Genomic DNA, 19,738 nt, shown 5'->3' on the forward strand with positions numbered 1-19,738 from the left:
TTGCCTTGGCGGCTCGCGTACTCCGCATCCGGGAAGGTGTGCTTCACCTTTTCGCCATTCTCGATCCGAATCAGATTTTCCAGTTTCATGCGCTCGCTCCTTGGTGTAAAACGCCAGTAGGTGAGCCAATGGTAGGAGTTCAACGATTCAGAAAATTATCGACTGCGACAAAATTCTCTTAGTTCTCGACATGCAGGGTAAACACTCTCATTCAAATTACGGATACCTAACGCTCTGAGCTTTCTCTCTGAAACTTCGGCGCAATGGGGTTGAAGGGTTGCGGTGCAAAATGGCTCCGGTGCAAATCGGAGGAGCTGGTAGGTTAAGCTCGGGTTTTGACGAGCGCGAGCAGGCTATGGGTAGCCTGATAGACATCGACAGGCTGTTCAACGGCCGCCGTAGAGCGTATTAATTTTGTCAATCTTGCGACGATAATTTTGTCAACTAGGCGCGGGAGCGTTAAAAACTTAGGGGTATTGGGATTGATGTTCGCTCGAACAGCTTGATAAATTCCGCTGCCTCGCTCGATAGCGGTGGCTCGGGCCTTTTGTACCTCGCAAGTCTTTCGACGAGGTCACCATTGATTAGGGCACATCGCACCTGCGCGAGGAGGTGGGCTGCTTGCGGTGACCAACGCATCTGTTGTCGCTTGCACATGCGCTGGTTAATCACCTGGTTGACCGCTGACTCCGCCGTCGCAGTCGAAACAGGTTTGCGCTGCCGATGTCGCGCTCCGTAGTTGATCGTCGATCCGCCATTCGCCTCGACATATGCGACAAGCTCTCTGGCCCGGTAACCTGAAGCTCTGTCGCGGCTGATCTGCCCACCGCATCACGTGACGGTCCCGCCCGACACATCGCGGCATTCGCCGTCAAATGTCATCCACACGACAACTTCTGCCCGCACTTGCTCGTACACTGCCGCTACGACAACAACCGGGGAGACAATCGTGCGATACGCCAACAAGGTGGTATCGATGGACGAGGCACTTTCACACGTACGATCCGGCACGCGACTGATGCTCGGTGAGTTCGTCGGCGCGGGCGAGGCCGCACGGTGCATCGAGACGCTGCTCTGCAGCGGAGTGAACGAGCTGACGTTGATCGCCAACACGCCCGGCCTGCGCGGCGGCTTCCTCAAGGCGAAGCTGTTCGCGTCAGGTCAACTGGCCGAGTTCATCGGCACGCACGTCGGCACGACAGAGGAGTCGACCCACGCATACCTGACCGATGCGGTGCGGGTGACGGAGTTCTTTCCCATGGGCACGTGGGCCGAGAAGGTGCGTGCCGGCGCATTGGGGCTCGGTGGGGCGCTAGTGCCGGTAGGCATCGGCATGCTCGACCAGCCGGGGATGTTTCCCGCGCGCGATACGCCCAAGCAGAAAATCGCGATCGACGGCCGCGAGTTTTTCGTCGAGCCGCCACTGCGCGCGGATGTGTCAATCATCAAGGGCTGGCGGGCCGACACGTTCGGCAACGTGGAGTTTCGCGGCACTTCATTGCAGAACCAGCGCGACATCGCGATGGCGGGCCGTTACACGATCGTCGAAGTGAATGAGATCGTCGAGGTCGGTACGATCCCGCCCGAGCGGGTGGGTTGTCCCGGTGTCTTCGTCAACGCGGTGGTACAAGGGCTAACGCTCGAAGCGCAGCATGCGCTTTACAGACAGCATTGGACGAGGCTCGGACGGTTGCCCGACGCTATCGCCGTCGAAGCTCGGGCATAAAGCGCGCCCAGTTCCCGTCAAAGTCACGGAGGAGACCGTCATGCCGTCACAAGCCTTTGCCCAACACCCTAAACAGCGCATTGCCGCACGCTGCGCGCAGGAATTGCGTGCGGGCGAAGTCGTCAACCTGGGTCTCGGCATTCCCACCCTGACGGCCAACTATCTGGACGCCGACGCCGGCGTGATCTTCCATACCGAAAACGGCGCGTTCGGCTTTGGCGGGCGACCGCCGCTCGACGCCATCGATAGTGACTTCACCAACGCCGGCTGCGAGCCCATCACGCTGCCGCCCGGCGCGGCTATCATGGACCTGGCCACGTCGCTGGGCGCGATGCGCAACGGCTATATCGACGTGACCATTCTCGGCGCGCTGGAGGTCGACGCGCTCGGCAACCTTGCCAACTGGGCCTGTCAGCGCGGCGGAAAGTGGTGGCCCGGAATCGGCGGGGCAATGGACCTGTGCTATGGCACCCCCAGGGTGATCGCAGCGCTCATGCATACCGACAAGCACGGACGCTCGAAGATATTGCCGCGCTGCACGCTGCCCCTCACCGGACGTGGCTGCGTGAAGGTGATCGTTACCGAGTACGCCGTCTTCGATGTGACCGGCGATGGTCTCGTGCTGCGCGAAATTCTCTCGCGTGCGACACTCGCCGACATATACGCCATGACCGGGGCTCCCTTCACGCTGGCGCCCTCCTTGCAGGGACTGGCGGCCCGACCGGACACAGGAGGGAACGCACAATGAGCGCCAGCAGAACTGCAGCGTGGTTCTTCGATTTCGTTTCGCCCTTCGCGTATCTGCAACTGGAGCAGTTTGGGCGGCTGCCATCCACGCTGACCGTCGAGCTGCGTCCCGTGGTGCTGGGCGCGCTCCTGAACCATTGGGGGCAAAAGGGGCCTGCGGAGATCCCGGCCAAGCGAATCCTCACCTATCGCCACGCGCAATTCCGCGCGGAACAGCTCGGCATCCGGTACCGCATGCCGCCCGCGCATCCGTTCAACCCGATCAAGCCCCTGCGGCTCGCGATTGCGATGGGTGGCTCGCTGGACGCGGTGCGGCGCATCTTCCGCCATATCTGGCGCGACGGGCACGAGGTCGCATCGCCCCAGGGGTTCGCCGCGCTGTGCGAGGCGGTGGGCTTTCCGCAGGGCGTGATCGCTGTCGAGGAGACTTCCGTGAAACAGGCGCTGCGCGCACACACCGACCACGCGATCACACTCGGCGTGTTCGGCGTACCGACGTTCGCGTTTGATGGGGAGCTGTTCTGGGGCGAGGACGCCACGGCCCTGTTCGTTCGGTGCCTCGAATCCGGCGCCTGGCTGGCTTCGGCTGAAGTGCGGCGCATCAGCGCGCTGCCGGTGGGAATCCAGCGTGGCTGAGAATCGCGACGCCCGCGTCGAGCCGGCACGGCCCGGGATCAGCCGCGCACGACTGGCCCACATCGCTTCGTGGTCGATCGACCTGCCCGACGACGAAGCGGAGTACGCGTGCGCCGGCATTGTCGAGAAGACCTTTGCGCGCGGCGCCTGCATCTGTCCCAGGAACACCGTGCTTGAAAGTTGGACCGGCGTGGTGACTGGGCTGATCAAGATCGGCACGGTGTCGCCCGAAGGACGCAGTGTCACCTTCACCGGCGTGCCGGCGGGCGGCTGGTTCGGCGAGGGAACCGTACTGAAGAACGAGCCGCGCCGATACGACATCGTGGCCTTGCGCGACACGCGCATGGCCTTCATGGAGCGGGCCACGTTCATGTGGCTCGTCGAGAACAGCGTGGGCTTCAACCGTTTTCTGGTGCGCCAGCNTCGTCCGAGGAGGTGTCCATCATGGCAATCGAAGTCAAGGATCCCAACTACGAGCTCGGCGAGACCGCGACATATGTCACCGTCAACGGCGTCAAGTATGCGGTCGTGCGCGCGGACACCTGGTTCGACCAGATCGGGTCCGCGAACGCCCCTGCGCCGTGTGGCAAATCGCTGTCGGTCCCGCTGGGGGACGTAATCAAGGGCAGTGGAAAATTTTATGGCGTGAAAACTGTCAAGCTCGCCCTCAACCCGGTCCATCCGGCCTATCACGCAGCGGTGCACAGGGCGACTTACTACCCTGCAAATCATGTGACTTTCACGGCTGTCTCCAGGAAGAAGCTGCGCGCTGGCAGTTCGGCCCATAGCAAAACCTGCCGTGTCGGGCGTGGCAAGGTCGGCGTGGGCGGCATGCGTACCAAGTCGCACGGCTGACGGCGCGGGGGTCGAGTCGCATCCTCTCCAGTTCGAGGAACTAGCGGGACGCGTCCCGCATTTCTTTGGTCGCCTTCGCCTTGTCCTTCCGCCAGCGTAGGAAGTTAGTCACCGCAGCCACGATGAACGTGACGATAGTGGAGGCCGACGACGCAATGAGTGTCTTTTCCTCAGTATCTGGCGAAGGCGTTGTCGGTTGGTATTGGGAAGCGGATGAGGATGGGACTGGCGGGGCGCTTCCCGACAAGGCTTGTGATGCGCTTTTCAACTGCACGACGGTTACTTGCGGCAGCTGGATCGCCGACATGTAACGCACGAAAAGGGCGGTTGTTATGCAAAAACAGCCCACAAAGAGACCAAGGAATAACCGACAAAACAGCTCGAGCCTGGTGGAGTTTGCCACGCCTGCCTCCGTCTTCGTCGACGGTTGCCGCACCCTTATATTGCGCCAGAATCTTGCGGAATTGACATCCCAGGCGTTGAAAGACTGGAGGGCGGATGACGCACGGGTCGGGGCTGAGGTGCCCTCACCGTCCAGCCAGCACGTTCGACGCGATGTTGGACGAAGCACTGGACCCCAATGTTCTCGACAACTGGCAGAGTCTGGCTTGCGGACGAACCGTACGCCCCGGTTGACCCATTCCGTTTCCGCGCTCTGTTTCGCTTTTCCCCGTCCCCCTTTCCTTTCGTCCTGCCCGGCCGTGCGGCCGGCGACGCGTGCCGCATCCGGCGGCAGGCTGGACACGTACTAGCGACGTCCTACCGTAACTTTTTTCACCAATCTCAGGCGTGGCCTCGACCATCGCGATCGGGCGCATGGCGCGCCACAGGCCCGGCTGCTGCCAGCGTGTGAGGATGTCGGTGGCAATGCAGCAGCGCGTCTCGATGCGGTCGTGGTCTTTCTCGATTTCGCGATGCTCTCTCATGTAGTCGTAGTCCCTGGACGCCTGAGGATCACGCGCGCAGCCTTGGGGCTGGCCCGTTGGAGGCTCGATTGCCGCTGCGCAGCAGCGTTCGGACGGAAAACGATAAATGTTGACCGTTAGTTGCGTTTAGATCGATGACCCAAGCCCCCCAAACTCAGACCCCTGCACCTCGTGCTTTATCATCTGAAACGGTCGCGAAAACTCGCCGTTCGCCTAAACCGTCAATGCAAGAAGCCACATGGACTCGCGCTTCTGCGCCTCTTTCTGACTACGTCAACTGTCCGCGCCGACTGAATTTTGAGCCACCGCGCCGATTGAATTTTGAGCCGGGGTGGAGACCGGTCTGAAGCAGAACCGGTTGTGGATAAGTGTATGGGTTTCCGGGGTCGTTGTCCTCCTTCGTATGAGGGTGCATTGCGCAGGGGAAGCTGCGAAGTGCGTAGCCCGTAGCAGCTTCCCCTGCGCGGCGAACGAGGTCAGGCGGATTCGGAAGCGCTAGCGGCCTCACCCTTGCGCGCCACTTCGCGCGACCGGATGCGTTTCTTTGCACTGGCGCTGCTATGCCGGAAACGATAGCTTTCGTTGCCGGTCTCCACGATGTGGCAGTGGTGCGTCAGCCGGTCCAGCAATGCCGTGGTCATCTTTGCGTCGCCGAACACACTGGACCATTCGGCGAAGTCCAGATTCGTTGTAACGGCAACGCTCGTGTGCTCGTACAGGCGGCTCAGAAGATGGAACAGCAGTGCCCCGCCGGCCTGGCTGAAGGGCAAATATCCGAGTTCATCCAGAATGACCAGGTCGAGGCGCAGCAAGCTCGCCGCGATCCGTCCGGCGCGGCCCTGCGCCTTTTCCTGCTCCAGTGCGTTGGCCAGATCCACGGTCGAGTAGAAGCGCACGCGCTTGCCGTGGTGCATGATGCCGGACACGCCGATGGCGGTCGCCAGATGCGTCTTGCCCGAGCCCGGCCCGCCGACCAGAACCAGGTTGTGCGCGCCCTCGGTGAATGTCATGCTTGCCAGTTGCATGACGAGTTGGCGATCGACCGGCGAGCCATCGAAGTCGAAGCCGGCGATATCGCGATGCACCGGGAACTTCGCCGCGTTCATCTGGTGGCTGACCGAACGCACGGCCCGATCAGCACTCTCGGCCTGCAGCAGCCGTTCAAGCAGCCACTGCGAAGACGCTACCTCGACGTTACCCTGTTCGAGCAGTTCGGCCCAGCCGGCAGCCATGCCATGCAGCCGCAACTGTTTGAGTTCGATGATCAGATCACGCATGACCGGCCTCCGGCTGTTGCAGCGCCGGGCGCAGCCCGTCGTAGCGCGATGTGTCAGCCAGTGGCGGTGTCGTCAGTTGTAGCGCCGTATCGATCTTCGGCGGCATCTGCACACTGCGCATGCGCGACAGCACGTTCACCACATGTTCGACGCTGACGCGCCCGGAGGGCGGCGCCTGCTCAAGTGCCAGCTCGACCGCAATCAGCACGGCGTCCAGGCCGCTTTCCGGCACCAGCGCCAGAACCTTGGCCATTACCCGGTCACCACCTGGCTCGCGTAGTAATGCCCGACACAGGCGCTGCAGCGGCTCGGGCATATCCAGGAACGGCGCACCGTTGCGCAGTGCGCCGGGCTTGCGCTGGATCAGCGGGATGTAATGCTGCCAGTCGTAGCGCACCAGACCTTCGTCGGCCAGCCGGTCGTGTTCGGCCACCACGGCGTCATCGCCCACCACAACGACGCGACCCGGATAGAGCCGCGTGCTGAGCATCTGGCCTGCAAATTCGCATGGTACCGAGTAGCGGTTGCGTCCGACCACCACGAGGCAAGTAGACGACACCCGGGCCGCGCGTTCAACGTAACCATCAAACGGTGTTGGCATCGGCATCAGATGGGCGCGCTCCTGCTCGAATACGTCGGCAACGCTCAGGTCCCGATAGTCCGGATGCTTCACCTGCTCCCACAACGACCGGCACCGGTTCGCCAGCCATGCATTCAGATCCGTGAAACTGCCGAATCGCTGCTCGCGCGCTTCAATCCAGATACGCCGGCGGCTGTCCTGCACGTTCTTCTCGACGACGCCTTTCTCCCAGCCGCTGGCCACGTTGCAGAAGTCCGCGTCAAACAGGTAGTGCGCGCACATCACTGCGAAACGCGGATTTACTGTGCGACCCTTGCCTTTGTGGACCTTGTCGACCGCCGTCTTCATGTTGTCGTAGATGCCACGACGGGCCACCCCACCGAAGGCCGTGAACGAGCGCGTATGGGCGTCGAACAGCATCTCGTGACCTTGGCTTGGGTAGGCCACGAGCCAGAACGCCCGCGACGCGCACAGCTTCATGTGCGACACCTGCAGCTTGCGGTAAATGCCGCCGATAACCAGTCCTTCCTCGGACCAGTCAAACTGGAACGCTTCGCCCAGCTCGAATTGCAGCGGCACAAACGCCGACTTCGAAACCGCCTTGCCTTCGCCTTGCCGCCAGGCACGAATGAAATCGGTCACCCGCGAATAGCAGCCATCGTAGCCGCTTGCCTTGATCTCCTGGAACAGCATCCAGCCGGTGCGTCGCTCCTTCTTCGGCCGCCGTGCGTCCACGCTGAGTGCCTGCACCAGCGCCTCATGAAACGGCGTCAGCCGGGTCGACTGCGAGCGCCGCTGATACTTCGGTTCTTCCTGAACCTCCATGCTCAGGTATTTGCTAATCGTGTTGCGCGACAGGCTTGTGAGACGCGCGATCTCTCGGACCGACTTGTTCTGGCGGTGGAACATCCGCCGCACCTTTCCAATCATCGTCATCGGGATCATCCCCAAACACCCTGCCTGAAAAACTAGCAGGATAGGTTGATTACCTGGCTCAGTTTTCAGTCGGCACGATCCCTACAAGTGGCTCAATTTCCGGTCGGCGTAAACATCATGACCCATGCCACGGTTGTTACGCGTGCCTTCCATCCCGTAATGTTCGAGCAGCGCTGCATAGCGAACCGTGAAGTCTTCCTGTTCCTGCAGGTTTCTGAAGGCCGCCGACAGGCTGTCGGAGCGATGTTCCCGTGGGCAACCGCCCGCCTGCCACAGCGCGTTCTGCAAGCCGGTCGCGAGCGCCTGGAAGCTCTCGCCGCCATCGACCACGCTGGCGTACTCCCAGCGCGAGAACGCCAGCACGAAGTGATAAAGCAGGTGATCAAACGGGACGCCGCCGATCGTCACGCCCAGCTTGTCCATGTGCGTGAAGTCCGACAGGCCTCGCGCGCCCGGCTGATACGTTTGAGGGAAGAACACTTCCTGGTTCGGCCCTTCGAGCGCGCGCCACTGGCTGACATGCCGCTCAAACGTGCGACGCATGCTGTCAGGAAAGCGCTCAGGATGGTCCTCCTGCAATTTGCGCAACAGCGTGATCGCCTTCAGCTTTGGCGACGAGCGCAACAATGGGACGACTTCGATCTCCCACACGTCGGCGAACGGATCAGGGCGCGAACGCCAATAGCGTCGCGGCTGCTGTGACGGTAATCCGGCTCCATGTTCGACGCGTCGCGCCGTGCGCTCGCTCATGCCTGACTTGGCAGCAGCGAGCTTCTGTGGATGAAGTTTGCGGTGGTTCATATAGAGGCGGACCTGCTGGTCGGTAATGCGGGTTCCAGACATGGGCTGACCGCCTCTTTTTAGATTCAGTCAGCCATCCTAGACCTCGCCGCCCCGGCGCCGCCGGCAGTTCGTCGTCTGCGGCGGCTACGCCGCCTCCGACTTCTCACTACCGGCCAAGATGAATGTCGCTACACCGGACGAAATCATTGTCGCCCCCATGCATATTTACGTTACGCGTAACGGAATATTAGATTTATCGTTACTAATAACGTAAAATAGGTGTGGTCAATCGCACAAGGATGGATCATGCCGCCACCGGCAAACGACAAGGTCACCGGCACAACGGAAAAACGTGGCCGTGGCCGACCGCGGAAGCCTGATGCGATGTCGAACGCCGAACGTCAGGCCGCGTGGCGGGCCCGACATGGCGCTCGCAAAAAATCCGTTACCGTGACGAAAAATATCCCCCCGCCTGCCGAAGCCCATGACGCCTTGGTGCGGGAGTGCGAGCAGCTGCGTGGCGAACTGGCGCGGGCACGGCGCGAGCTTGAGGCGGTGTCACGGACAACGCCGTCGACCCGGGCTCCTTCGGACGCAGCGGCGGTCCTCGGACGGCTTCCACGTCAGGAGGACGCCGGTTCTGGCGAGCGGCGTCTCTCCCTGACGATGAATGGCACCCGGTTTTTCGCGCTGGAGCGGCTCGTCGCACACTTTGGCCTGTCCAGGCGCGCGGTGATCGAGCGCCTGATTGACTGGGCCGACGACACGCTGTCAAGGTCCCTTTACGACGACGAGGCTGCATTTAACCGTTACATCGACCGTGACCGTAACGAAAAATAAGCCACCCACCGACTGGTTCAGCGTGCACCAGTTCAAGATCCTGCAGCAGTGCCATCCGGTTCCAGCAACACGCCGCTGTCATAGGCGCGCTTTCCCATGCGACGCTCCCATCGTCAACGTGTGGCATCAGCCCGCTTTGACGAAACATCTCGTCTCGCCCGACAACACACATGTCAAGGCCAGATTCAGATGTCCGCTTGCCACCGGCACACGAGATGCTCGTCACCATCCCTTTGCAGCAGCGCGCCGCAATAAGCGAGGGTCGGTCAACCACTCATCACGCGCTCCAACCACGACGAGCGCGAAGTCTGGATGATTGGGATTGAGCAAATAATTGGATTCCGCAGGAACGACCGCACTGGGTACAGCCAGCACTGCGCTGGTTCGCTTCCGCTCCCACGCCGATCCAATCTGCTGCAGGTCGGCCCGCGTTGAAATGTTCCGCCAGTCGCGAGGCAAACTGGCGGGATCGATATGTTCGACGATTTTCTCGGGAAAACGGGCCGGGATCATCACATAGCGGGCACGTAGCGGTGCATCCTGGACTAACATCTCGAGCAGCGCGAGCGATTGCGTCTGCGCCGTATACACCATCGCGACGCCTTTGGGGTTCCACCGGCCACCGTACAATCGCGCTCCTTCCCCAGAGAAAGCGGTATCCGCATATCGTTCGGTCACGACCCGCCATGCCGTGAACATCACGCAAACACGCCATGCTCGATGCGTCCCAGCGTATCCATCACGCTATCGGTGCCAATGTCGGTATCCACAAGACTCAGTGGCGTCACGTCTTCCAGCGCCGCAACCGGCGTCTTAAGCCAGGCGAGTGCCAGGTCGAGATCATCAAACACCTCGGCAGCGCGCGCGGCGACACGCGCGAGTCGCAGCAGCTTGGCTGACTCCTCACGGCTCAACACCCCTTCGCGCTTGCGACGCGCCAAGGTACGCTCCGGGATATCCAGTGCCTGCGCCAGTTCTGCTTGCGAAAGTCCGATGGATTTAAGCATCGCGTCCAGCGCCAGCGACGAAATGCCGTGGCGGACCACGTCCACCCATTCAAGGCCGGATCGGGGAGAACGCGGAAATACCGACCGGCCTCCCAGTAATGAGTCGGCTGACACCTTCCCGATATCGTTCACGGTTTTACCTCCTGCCATTTGGCATCTATTTTATACCAAAATGGCAGAGACGGTAGTTGCTGCCAGGGCATCGCCGGTCCGGGCCGGCCGGCCACTTTCAGCGAAGGATCGAACCGAAACTGATCAGTTGCACGGCTTCGCCCCCTGCCACCGCAGGGGTCACCGCGGCGATAAGCGCGTCGATCGCCTCGCCGGTAGCCGTCTTGCTTTCACCCGTCGCGGCGGCGTCCGAATCAATCAGTTCCTACTTATTCATCACCTATCCCTGTCGAGCATTCATGAGACCGTTCCCGTGGACCGCAGCCGCCGGTAACGCACCCTACAGCACGGCGGCGGATCCACGCAAACAGGACGGCGTCCCTTAACTCCAGATATTCCCGGGACCGCGGCGATTCAAAAAAGTAGCGCCGGCAAGCGGCGAATGGCCCGTAACGATAATGCAGCCCGGATCCGACCGAGGCGCCGGCTCAGGTCACACCAGTCGGTTCGCGGCGCCAGCCCTTCGGACGACATCGGTGGCGCCCGATCCAGCTGGCCGAGCAGTTCTTGCCAGCCGGCAGTGCCGGCAAGTCTTCACTTCGCTACGTGTTTTCCCATCGTTGCCCCCTCTTCTGATCGTGTCAGAGAGCCCGCGTCACGCGGCGTCACCCCGAGTCGTCGGGATCGAGTGACAGCGGTTCGTTCGCAGCGGGCCGGCGGCCTCCACTGAACACGTCCCGGTGAAACACCAGGTCGGCACTGAAGCGGTCATGCCGCCATCGCGAGCATCAAGCGCCGGCAGACTTGGGCTGAGCCCGGATCGGAGCGGTCCCAGGCATGGCTCAGCGGCATGAGCCATGAATTAGCTAGAAAAGGTTGATCGCGGACGACATTCCACCAAAGAAGAACCCGATCAGCACCCTGCCGTCATTCGCACGTCCGGTCTGCAAGCCTCCTCCCCCCGTGTCGGCGGCGATCCACCATCGCAATCGCAGTTGTCAGGGTGGTAGCCGAACCGCTTGGAAACGCGCAGGTGCTCATGCTGACACTCACGCCAATGCACGAGACGAATTCATGCGCCCAAATACGAACTGCCCTAGGTACCAAACCAGTTCCGTATTCGCAACGATGTCCTCCTCCGCTACAGTTGCGGCCTCGAGCTTCATACGACGCAGCATGAGCTTGCCTTCCCTCGACGCAACCCATGCGCGGACCAGCTCTTTGCGGGTTTTGGCGTCCGCCGCGTTGAAGTGTTCGCGGCCCTTACGCGACTCCTCGTTCATGCGTGCACGGACTTCTTCTTCACGCGAAGCGATACTGCGCGCGACCGAACTCTGGGTTTCGGTTTTTACGACCTCCGCTTCAGTCTCTTCGGTAAGTAGCTTCGCCTGAACCTCGACCATCTTCCGCTCGGCTTCAGACATCTTCCAGTTATCGCGCAGGGCTCGCATCAGGTAGCCGGCGGGACTCCTTTTTATCTGTCCCCGATTGAGCTTGAATCGCGTGTATTCGACAGCCTGCTGGATGTGCGCGTCGGTCCAGACTTCGCGGTTCTCGGAAATCTCGCTGAACTGTTTGGTAGACAGGTTGAATTCTTCTTTGAGAATTTTGTACAGGTGGCTGGCGTCAGCCAAGCTGGCCAGCGCAGCGTCGGCGGTATCCCTGCGCTTGAGCAGGAACCTTATGCGGTCGATTTTCTTCGACGTGCTGGACTCGGTCCTAGTCTCATAGGACAGCTCGATGTCCGATACCTCATTGATTTCACGCACAGCCGGTTCTAGCCAGTCGCGCTTGAAGTATTTGAAGATGGCCGCATTCGCTCCCATTCTGCCGGGCCAGTTTCGCATGTCTTCAAGCCGTATCCATTCCGTTCGGCCATCCGGGACACTGGGAAGGACCTGGTCATAGATCGCGCGCGCCAGACTGCGTGTAAAAGCCGTCGATATACGCAGGCTTAGCCAGTGGGATTTTTTTGGGTCACGGATGTGCGGGACCAAGCGAGGATGCACGTCGAATCGAATGCGCCCCCTGTGGAAGCCGACCATGCCCATCAACTGGACTGATACCCACAGATCGTTTTCGGTGGGGTCCCGGTCTAGCGGTGTATCGGTGACCTGGATTTTCGCGTCCTGTGCTTCTTCCGCGATAGTGCGCAAGTGCTTGAGATTGCGGCTGTCATAGCGCATCAGCCACTTGAAGTAGTTCAGCTCGACGTCGTACTGGTCTCGTGCTTCCTGCTCCTGGGCAACAATGAAATACGCGGCGTCAAGAAAGCGCCGCGCCGGCAGCCCCATGTTGACAACTTGGGTGAAGAAGTTGTTGCGCTGATATCCGATTTCACGATTGGCTTCGCTGATGGGCAAACCCAAGTCGAACATATCCTCGAACAGCGCGAGCGCCATCTGTCGAGGTGTCACTTTCGACTTGCTTTCTTCCGGATTGTCCTCCGCCGCCATATTCCCATCCGCTCTTCATTTTCGCTTTCGGGAATGTAGCATTCGTGGGTGAGCTGTCAACACACACAACCTCACCATCAGCCGACTGCGCTGGCTGTCTACGGCCTACGTTCATCCGCCTTGCACAGTGAACCTCACCGCAGCACAAGCAACCTCACCACGATGAACCCGTATTTCCCGTGGAACCCTTATCCCGAGTGGTTGGCATTAGCTCCTGCGCCGCGATGCACAGCCAACCTCACCTTGGTACGGACCGGCGAAATGCGCACATCTGACCTCACCTACGTGTGGAACCGGCCTCACCTTAGCCACACAACGAAACTCACCTTGGTGCACAGCGGACCTCACCTTTGACACAACGCGCCTCACCTTTTGGAAGTTAAGACATTGAAAATAAACAAAGTCGTGTCTCTCTGTTTGTTTGTTGGGTTGTTTGATTTTTAAAAAAACAAACCAACCCGTTATTAGGAAGTAACGTGTGGAGCGACCGTGATGGTGAGGTCCATTGTGCAAAGATTCAAAGACTGAGCATGGTGAGGTCGATTGTGCCAAGGAGGTGTTTCGGTCTATCCCCTGTTCCGTTTCCTCAGAAACACATTCTCGATCGGGAAAGCACCCGATTAAAGGTGAGGTTCATTGTGCAGGCCTGGGCATAGAGACGTGTACAAAACCCCGCGTGTGTGCGAGGCAGCGAAAAATCGGGGAGGAAGGTGAGGTCGATTGTGCTGAGTGAAGCAACACGAAGCGGGCCGGCGTGGTCGTAGCACAATGGACCTCACCATGTGCCATATTTTTGTGCAAACGGCGATTTGCATGGCCATGCGCTTTCAGAATTAGCACAAGCGACCTCACCTTGAGCGACCATCTGGTGACAGACGCGCCGACTACAGAGCCCGACCGGCGACAATATTGCCGGATGGCAACGGTCTGGAAGAGCAGGAAGTGTCTCTTCTACGCTTGTCGAACGCACTCCGGTCAACAGGAAATACGCAATGACGGATGCTTTTTCAAAAAGTCTTCATAAAAAACAGCCATTTATAGAGCAATTTTCATGTGTTTCCTGTATTCTGAGGTTCATCGAAATTTCCGGATAAACCTCAGAATGGTGAAAACGAGCCAACTTCCTGCTGTAGACCGAACGGTTCCTCTTGAGCAGATTAGCCAGTTCGCTGAAAAGGTCTCAATTTTCACGGATGAGCTGCGTAATACCATTCTTGCACCTAGACCGCGAAAAGCTGCTCCTGTTTTCAAAACAGGAGAAATTGCTGAGATGTGCAACATCTCTCATTCCCAGGTTCAATACCTCGCAACCAAGAGCGATGGAGAGTTGCCGGCCGGCACCGCTGCCGGTACCGGCCGGACCCGCACATTCACTCTGGAGGAAGCACGCCTTTGGGTCCAGAAAGTATCCGACATCTATCAGACTCCACTCGTTACGGGAACGCGTGAACCGGAAGGGAAAATCGTCATAACGGCCCAATTGAAGGGCGGATCGGCAAAGACAACCACAACTATGTGTCTCGCACAAGGACTGACGTTGCGCGGGCGCAAGGTGCTCGTCATCGACCTTGACCCTCAGGCCTCGCTTTCCGAACTATGTGGCTTGTACGCGGAAAAGGATGTCACGCCGGACGATACCGTGTTGCCGTATATCTACGACCAGGACGTCGAGGGTGGCCTGGAAACAAGGGTTCAGTCGACTTACTGGGATGGGCTTGACGTGATTCCGGCGCACACCGAATTGATTGGTGCGGAGTTCCATCTTCCGGCGATGCAGAAGATGAGACCAGGTTTCCGGTTCTGGACGGTGCTTCGGCAAGGTCTCGAGCCGCTGCGCAAGCGCTACGACTACATTCTCATGGATACGTCGCCTTCGCTGTCGTACCTCAACCTGAATGCACTGCTCGCGGCAGATGCCATGGTCATGCCGATGGTTCCGGAAAACCTGGACTTCATCAGCTCGCTGTCGTTCTGGCGGCTATTTTCAGATGTGTCCAAGAGCTTCATCAAGTATGAGCAGGACAAGAAATACGACTTTATCTCGCTGATGCTTTCGAGGGTCGATTATGGCCGCACCTCGTCCGCGCCTATCGTGCGCGCATGGGCACAGAGCGCATACGAGAGCTGGCTGCATTCGATTGAAGTGCCAGCAAGTTCCGTAATGAGCACGGGAGCGCTGGCATTCTCAACGGTATTCGATGTAAGCAGTACCCATAGTGCGGCTAAGTCGTTGCAGCGTGTACGACAGCCCCTTGTCGATTATTGCCGATGGGTGGACGAAATCTATGCAGAAAAATGGAGGAACGCGCAATGAGCAACATGCGAGAGCAGCTGCTGGCCAAGACGTCCGGCATCCGGACGACCTCATCTATCAAGGAAGATGAGGTCAAGCGTAGCAACCGAACGCAGACGGCGCCTGGCCTCGCGGGTGCGCTGGCGGTAGCGCAACTCCGTGTGCAAGAGCTGGAGTCCACCGGTGCCGCGTCGCAATTATCGGTGTCCGACATTGTGCCGAACCCCTGGCAGCCGCGAAGAGTATTCAACGAGGCAAAGCTGTCGGAACTGGCCGAGTCCATTCGTGAAGTCGGACTTATGCAGCCCATCGTGGTCCGGCGCTCTGAGGATATCTATCAGATTGTGGCGGGCGAACGTCGGTGGCGCGCGCACAAGATGGTAGGACTCGACGCGATCAAGGCTGTGGTTGTGGAGTGCTCCGATGCAGACATGGCTGTGCTAGCCCTCGTGGAGAATGTTAGCCGCGACGACTTGTCCGACTACGAAGTCGCGATGTCCATGAGGCAGACGGAGAAGGAGTTTCCTGACCGTAAGCGGATGGCCGAGGCACTGGGTATGTCCCGCAGCGGGCTCTACCAGTTTCTCTCGTTCGAAAATCTGCCGGACTTCATCAGGAAGGATCTCGACATCCAGCCGCGGCTCCTTGGCGGGACTGCTGCCCAAGCGATTGTTGCTGCCATAAAGAAGCACGGCGAAGACGGTGTGAACGCAGCAATGGAACTCTGGCCGCTCGTTGTGAAGGGCGACATGGACCAGGGGAAGGTGGCGGCGGCTATTAAGGCGTTGGCAACCCGTCGAACGACGACGACGAATTCCGCAAGCGAGCGCAGCATCGACAAGTTCTTTTCTGGCAAGGAGCACGCGGGCTCCATTACGAAGGACATCAGCGGTATCACGGTGAAAATCAAAGCCGGCGTGCTCACGGACGCGCAGGAGACGCAGATTCGGGAGCTTATCAGCCGGATGTTCCACGCTCAGCCGAAAGCGAACTGAGGAACGCTTCATCCTTAACTGAGCCCGTCTTGCGCGGGTTTTTTTTCGTCCAGCCGTTCCCTCGTGTGTCTAGAGTCTAGACACACCAGCTTTGTCGCCGTTCGACCCAGAGGATATGTGTCTAGACTCTAGACACGAGATCAGACTGGGGTTGGCGGGCATCGCTCGGACATTCCGGGACCAATGAATAGCCGCGAGTAACCTTGGCGTGTCTAGAGTGTAGACACGCACGAGGATGGCCGTCGGCATCTCAGACGTTCACGACTCCCGGATGCGTCGATGGTGGCGGACGAGGCGTGAGCGTGTCTAGACTATAGACACACCTTCAATGGGAACAGCGCGGCGGGAGCTAGGCTGTTATAGAGAAGCTGGGCACGGGAGTCAGCAAGTCAGCGCTGACGCAATAGCCTGATCAAGTTAAATACGAAAAGCAGTTCTTCGTATCAGACCCAAAACCTCCGACAAACATTCATCGCGGCGGCAAGTATGCGCTCTTGTTCGCTATACCTTCGTCCTGACGATCGCTGATTATTGAGCAAACCCAATATCTCACAACCGGCTTTGGACTCGAGAAGATATCCGACCGCGAACGTCCACTGCGGTGTCCACGTGTGTCAATCATGTCCCCGGTCTGTAGACTTCTGTGGACAACGCTGGCGTGGCTACCATGACCGTGTGGCGACGTGTTTATATCTCTGCGTGCTTGGCTAGCGTCGCCCTTGGGCTTCCCTAATTCCTCCCGTCGACGACGCTATCCGACAGCACCTCAGATCGGCCCGTACCCCGATCAACATCCGCTCGATGCACCGTCGACTTCAGTCATCAGGTACGGGCCGGGCAGGCGGCTGCCCAAAAGATCGGGCGCTCGCACCGCGAGGCCTCCGATGTTTTACTAGGCACTGACCGGTTGCGCGAGCGACGGTTTCTTTGGCATATGCAGTGAGCGCCGGGTCGTGATCGGCGAGGGACAGTGCGTCAATGACAGATCATGGCTGGCCAGCGGCCTTCGCGAACACCCCGCGTGTCGGCAGTGCTCGCCGCGCCGATCATACCGAGGCGGAGATCTTGATGGTGTGGCGACACCCGGCAGTCGTGGGACGCTGACTGTTACCGTGTCGCGCGTGCACGGGCCAGTTGCGTCGCCAGCGCGCGTTCCAGTGGTTCGTCGTCGACGTACTGGCGGAAGGTCCGCAGATCGCTTTGGCCGATGTTCTCGATTGTCGCGGAGGCGTCCAGGCCGTCACCGACCGCCTGCGCGAGCCCTTTTGCGTAGGGGCGACGCAGCCGACCATGGGCGTGGGCGAGCGCCGCCCTGCACAGCCCGGTAACCAGTTTCCAGATCGCCGTGCGGCTGCGGATGCCCTTGAGTTCACCCCAGCGGGAGCGCCGCACCGACAGCTGCAGCGGCAGGTCTTCGTCCTGCAACGGCATCGGTGGCAGGACAAACGCGATTCGGTAAGCCTACAGCGACAGCGCAATCTCGTCGCAAGGCACCCAGCGGGCCTCCCTGCCATTGCCGCGCTCGAGGCACAGCAGCCACTGGGACGGCGGGGCCTCCGGAAACTCGCCGCGTAGGGTCTGCGGCGCCGGTTCGATGCGCACATAACTCATCCGGCACTGCCCCACCTCGGTGGTGTGCAGGCCGGTCCACCGCGAACGGGCCGCGCGTCCTCGTTAGGCGTGCCTCGCAGCCGGATTCCGCCCCTTGGACGGGCAGCAATCGTCTCGCGCAGCCAGTCGAACAGCGAGGTGACGATTTTCTGAGTCTGGCCGGCGGAGCGGTCCAACAAGGCTCGAGGAGCGGCCGCCAGTCGGGTGAGTTGCGCTGCACGTTGGGGTTGCGCAACCCCCATGGCGCCGGTAATTGCAGGAAACCGATGTATGCGGAAAACTCGTCCAGTCTCCACGCCAAAATCGGTGTATTCACCTGCCGTGCATACCAGAACAGCCGCTCGGCCTCGGTGCGGTACTGCGCGAGGGTGGTTGTGGCTAGGCGGCCGCAGCCGGTCGCCTAGGTGGCGAGCCAGCGGCCAACGACCTCCTAGTCGGACAGGTCTGGCGGCAGGGATCGGACTCTGGAGCCGATTCGTCTGGTGGACGGCAGGCCGCGGTGTGGCGGCAGTAATCACGGCGTCGGGAGCAAAACCGTCGATCGCGCTCATCGCGCGCCTCCGGGCCCTTCCTGCGCACTGAATTAACGCAACTAACGGTCTGAGAGTGCTTCCCCCGCAACGGCCCGCTCGCGCGGGGCTGCAAGGCTATTGCGGCGTGGCCTGTTCAGAGGAGCTGGGCAAAAGGGAGAGATCGGACCTGCTCCGCACGGCGATGGAGGGGTATCGAAACTGATGAACATTAGGGCGGTAATGTCCAGCGGTTTGCCTGTCACGCAGCGACGAGGTCTGGTGAACTCCTGACGGCGCCCCACCAGCGAAATCAAGACAGCAGAAGCGCCTTGCCGACGCCGGGTTGCGTGAGGCCGCCGCCAGACGTAATCGCTTGATGATTCACTGACCGATGCGTGACGAAGTCTTGCTCTCTGTATCCCTCCGTGAAACATTCGGCAGTTAAAAGGGAGCGGACGGAAAGCCATATCTGGCAGGGCATAGTCGCATTTCTGGCCGGAATGTTTCACGAAAAAACGGCGCTACTTTTGGCCACGCGCGTTTCGTCAGCACATTTTTCATCTGCGGGAGGTCACCCTCGGCGCACACCGCCCAGTTTGTAACGTCCAAGATGGAAAACGTAGCAATCACTACGTACCGGATCGACGCATTCCTGGCTCCGGCATCCGGCGGCCCTCGGGCAGGATAGTGTCAACGGAACAAGAGGGGTTTGATGCAGACTCAAGCGCACGCGAAGCTGGCGTGAAGCGCGCATCGATTCGGTGCACGTACGATAACGCTGCAGGTGATACTGATTCTCCGGTTTCCAGATGCAGCGGTTTTCCGGGAGCGTTTCCGGATCACCGGCCGCAAACTAGGGGGGGGCGGGCGCTCATCCGTGATGCGACGGCGGAACCGTAGAACGTATTAAATGTGTCTCAACTTCGCGAAGAAATGTGTCACTTCGCGTCGGAGCCGTCGAAGTCGCGCCTCGCGACTCCATTTCATGCCTGACCATCCGTCCATTTAGCGCCCAGTGGACGGCCGAGCGTGGTTGCCTCCGTAAAGTACAGTGCAGCTACCCGTCAATCGGCGTTATCACTTCAACCGCCTCGCCACAAACGGTCCGACAAACAGGAGGGTGGTCTGCTCCCGCGCAGGCGTCGTGGCGCTGCGGCGATCACCCACTCACCGTCCCCGGGCCGATGCCTAGTCGTAGAAGCACCCGACGTCGGATCGCGAGGCGGTCTTGCCGTCGCATCGCCGGCGTCGTCGAACGGACCGGAAGGCGCCCATAGCAAAAATGTGAACGACACCAGACGCATCGAAATGGCGCCTCGATCACGCTGCTGTTGATAATGAATGGACTCTCGCGGCGGCATTGCGGACATCGCGTCCGGAGTCTTTGCTGATGTACTGCACAGCGATCTTCCTCCGCAAGCTGATGCAGCACACTATGGTAGCCGTG

Annotated in this window: 14 protein-coding genes and 4 pseudogenes; 9 read left to right on the forward strand and 9 right to left on the reverse strand. The window is 60.1% G+C overall.

All coding sequences use genetic code 11. The features are described from left to right. Positions 1–424: 424 nt before the first annotated feature. Positions 425–795, reverse strand: a pseudogene (locus DLM46_RS41410) (ISKra4-like element ISBte2 family transposase); the annotation flags it as partial. Between the two features lie 154 nt (positions 796–949). On the opposite strand from DLM46_RS41410, the gene DLM46_RS37810 reads away from it, so the two are divergent. The 6 genes and pseudogenes from DLM46_RS37810 (at position 950) to DLM46_RS37835 (ending at position 4,275) form a co-directional block, all read left to right on the forward strand. Then, the gene (locus tag DLM46_RS37810; RefSeq protein WP_115109880.1) at positions 950–1,726 is read left to right on the forward strand and encodes a CoA transferase subunit A; all 777 of its coding nucleotides are present in this window, start codon (positions 950–952) and stop codon (positions 1,724–1,726) included. A gap of 40 nt (positions 1,727–1,766) precedes the next feature. Then, the gene (locus tag DLM46_RS37815) at positions 1,767–2,474 is read left to right on the forward strand and encodes a CoA-transferase (protein WP_115109883.1); all 708 of its coding nucleotides are present in this window, start codon (positions 1,767–1,769) and stop codon (positions 2,472–2,474) included. After that, positions 2,471–3,109 (forward strand): 2-hydroxychromene-2-carboxylate isomerase, encoded by a 639-nt coding sequence (locus DLM46_RS37820; RefSeq protein WP_115109886.1) that lies wholly within the window; start codon positions 2,471–2,473, stop codon positions 3,107–3,109. The genes DLM46_RS37815 and DLM46_RS37820 overlap by 4 nt, the downstream gene beginning before the upstream one ends. After that, positions 3,102–3,485: pseudogene (locus DLM46_RS41080) on the forward strand (Crp/Fnr family transcriptional regulator); the annotation flags it as partial. The gene DLM46_RS37820 and the pseudogene DLM46_RS41080, both read left to right, overlap by 8 nt. A 68-nt stretch (positions 3,486–3,553) precedes the next feature. Further along, the gene (locus DLM46_RS37830; RefSeq protein ID WP_115109888.1) at positions 3,554–3,964 is read left to right on the forward strand and encodes a hypothetical protein; all 411 of its coding nucleotides are present in this window, start codon (positions 3,554–3,556) and stop codon (positions 3,962–3,964) included. A gap of 122 nt (positions 3,965–4,086) precedes the next feature. Then, positions 4,087–4,275, forward strand: a complete 189-nt coding sequence (locus tag DLM46_RS37835; protein WP_133300449.1) for a hypothetical protein — start codon at positions 4,087–4,089, stop codon at positions 4,273–4,275. Between the two features lie 1,091 nt (positions 4,276–5,366). Here DLM46_RS37835 and istB read toward each other — a convergent pair. The 3 genes and pseudogenes from istB to DLM46_RS37850 form a co-directional block, all read right to left on the reverse strand. Continuing rightward, the gene (istB, locus tag DLM46_RS37840) at positions 5,367–6,167 is read right to left on the reverse strand and encodes an IS21-like element helper ATPase IstB (RefSeq protein ID WP_115109895.1); all 801 of its coding nucleotides are present in this window, start codon (positions 6,165–6,167) and stop codon (positions 5,367–5,369) included. Continuing rightward, positions 6,160–7,683 (reverse strand): IS21 family transposase, encoded by a 1,524-nt coding sequence (gene istA / locus DLM46_RS37845; RefSeq protein ID WP_115109915.1) that lies wholly within the window; start codon positions 7,681–7,683, stop codon positions 6,160–6,162. Before istA ends, istB begins: the two co-directional genes overlap by 8 nt. 114 nt (positions 7,684–7,797) lie before the next feature. Then, positions 7,798–8,526: pseudogene (locus DLM46_RS37850) on the reverse strand (IS21 family transposase); the annotation flags it as partial. A 246-nt stretch (positions 8,527–8,772) separates the two neighbouring features. Between DLM46_RS37850 and DLM46_RS37855 the strand changes: the two are divergent. Next, positions 8,773–9,306 (forward strand): hypothetical protein, encoded by a 534-nt coding sequence (locus DLM46_RS37855; RefSeq protein ID WP_115109899.1) that lies wholly within the window; start codon positions 8,773–8,775, stop codon positions 9,304–9,306. A gap of 222 nt (positions 9,307–9,528) precedes the next feature. Here DLM46_RS37855 and DLM46_RS37860 read toward each other — a convergent pair whose 3' ends face one another. The 4 genes and pseudogenes from DLM46_RS37860 to DLM46_RS37875 form a co-directional block, all read right to left on the reverse strand. Beyond that, a complete protein-coding gene (locus DLM46_RS37860) occupies positions 9,529–10,005 on the reverse strand; it encodes an RES family NAD+ phosphorylase (protein ID WP_115109903.1) in 477 nt (158 codons plus the stop codon). Beyond that, a complete protein-coding gene (gene parS / locus DLM46_RS37865; protein ID WP_208866439.1) occupies positions 10,005–10,445 on the reverse strand; it encodes a type II RES/Xre toxin-antitoxin system antitoxin in 441 nt (146 codons plus the stop codon). Before parS ends, DLM46_RS37860 begins: the two co-directional genes overlap by 1 nt. Before the next feature lie 109 nt (positions 10,446–10,554). Next, positions 10,555–10,686: pseudogene (locus DLM46_RS41190) on the reverse strand (HU family DNA-binding protein); the annotation flags it as partial. Between the two features lie 787 nt (positions 10,687–11,473). Further along, positions 11,474–12,880 carry a replication initiation protein gene (locus DLM46_RS37875; RefSeq protein ID WP_115109909.1) on the reverse strand — a complete coding sequence of 469 codons (1,407 nt, stop codon included), beginning with the start codon at positions 12,878–12,880 and terminating at the stop codon, positions 11,474–11,476. Positions 12,881–13,982: 1,102 nt separating this feature from the next. Between DLM46_RS37875 and DLM46_RS37880 the strand changes: the two genes are divergently transcribed. Both DLM46_RS37880 and DLM46_RS37885 read left to right on the forward strand, forming a co-directional pair. Next, positions 13,983–15,194, forward strand: coding sequence for a ParA family protein (locus DLM46_RS37880; protein WP_165848159.1), 1,212 nt, complete (start codon positions 13,983–13,985; stop codon positions 15,192–15,194). Next, positions 15,191–16,168: a ParB/RepB/Spo0J family partition protein gene (locus tag DLM46_RS37885; protein WP_115109919.1), complete on the forward strand. Its 978-nt coding sequence runs from the start codon at positions 15,191–15,193 to the stop codon at positions 16,166–16,168. The genes DLM46_RS37880 and DLM46_RS37885 overlap by 4 nt, the downstream gene beginning before the upstream one ends. Before the next feature lie 1,107 nt (positions 16,169–17,275). Here DLM46_RS37885 and DLM46_RS37890 read toward each other — a convergent pair. Then, positions 17,276–17,599 carry a hypothetical protein gene (locus DLM46_RS37890; protein ID WP_115109912.1) on the reverse strand — a complete coding sequence of 108 codons (324 nt, stop codon included), beginning with the start codon at positions 17,597–17,599 and terminating at the stop codon, positions 17,276–17,278. Between the last annotated feature and the right edge of the window lie 2,139 nt (positions 17,600–19,738).

It is taken from the genome of Paraburkholderia lacunae (assembly GCF_003353175.1).
GTDB classification, from domain to species: Bacteria; Pseudomonadota; Gammaproteobacteria; order Burkholderiales; family Burkholderiaceae; genus Paraburkholderia; species Paraburkholderia lacunae.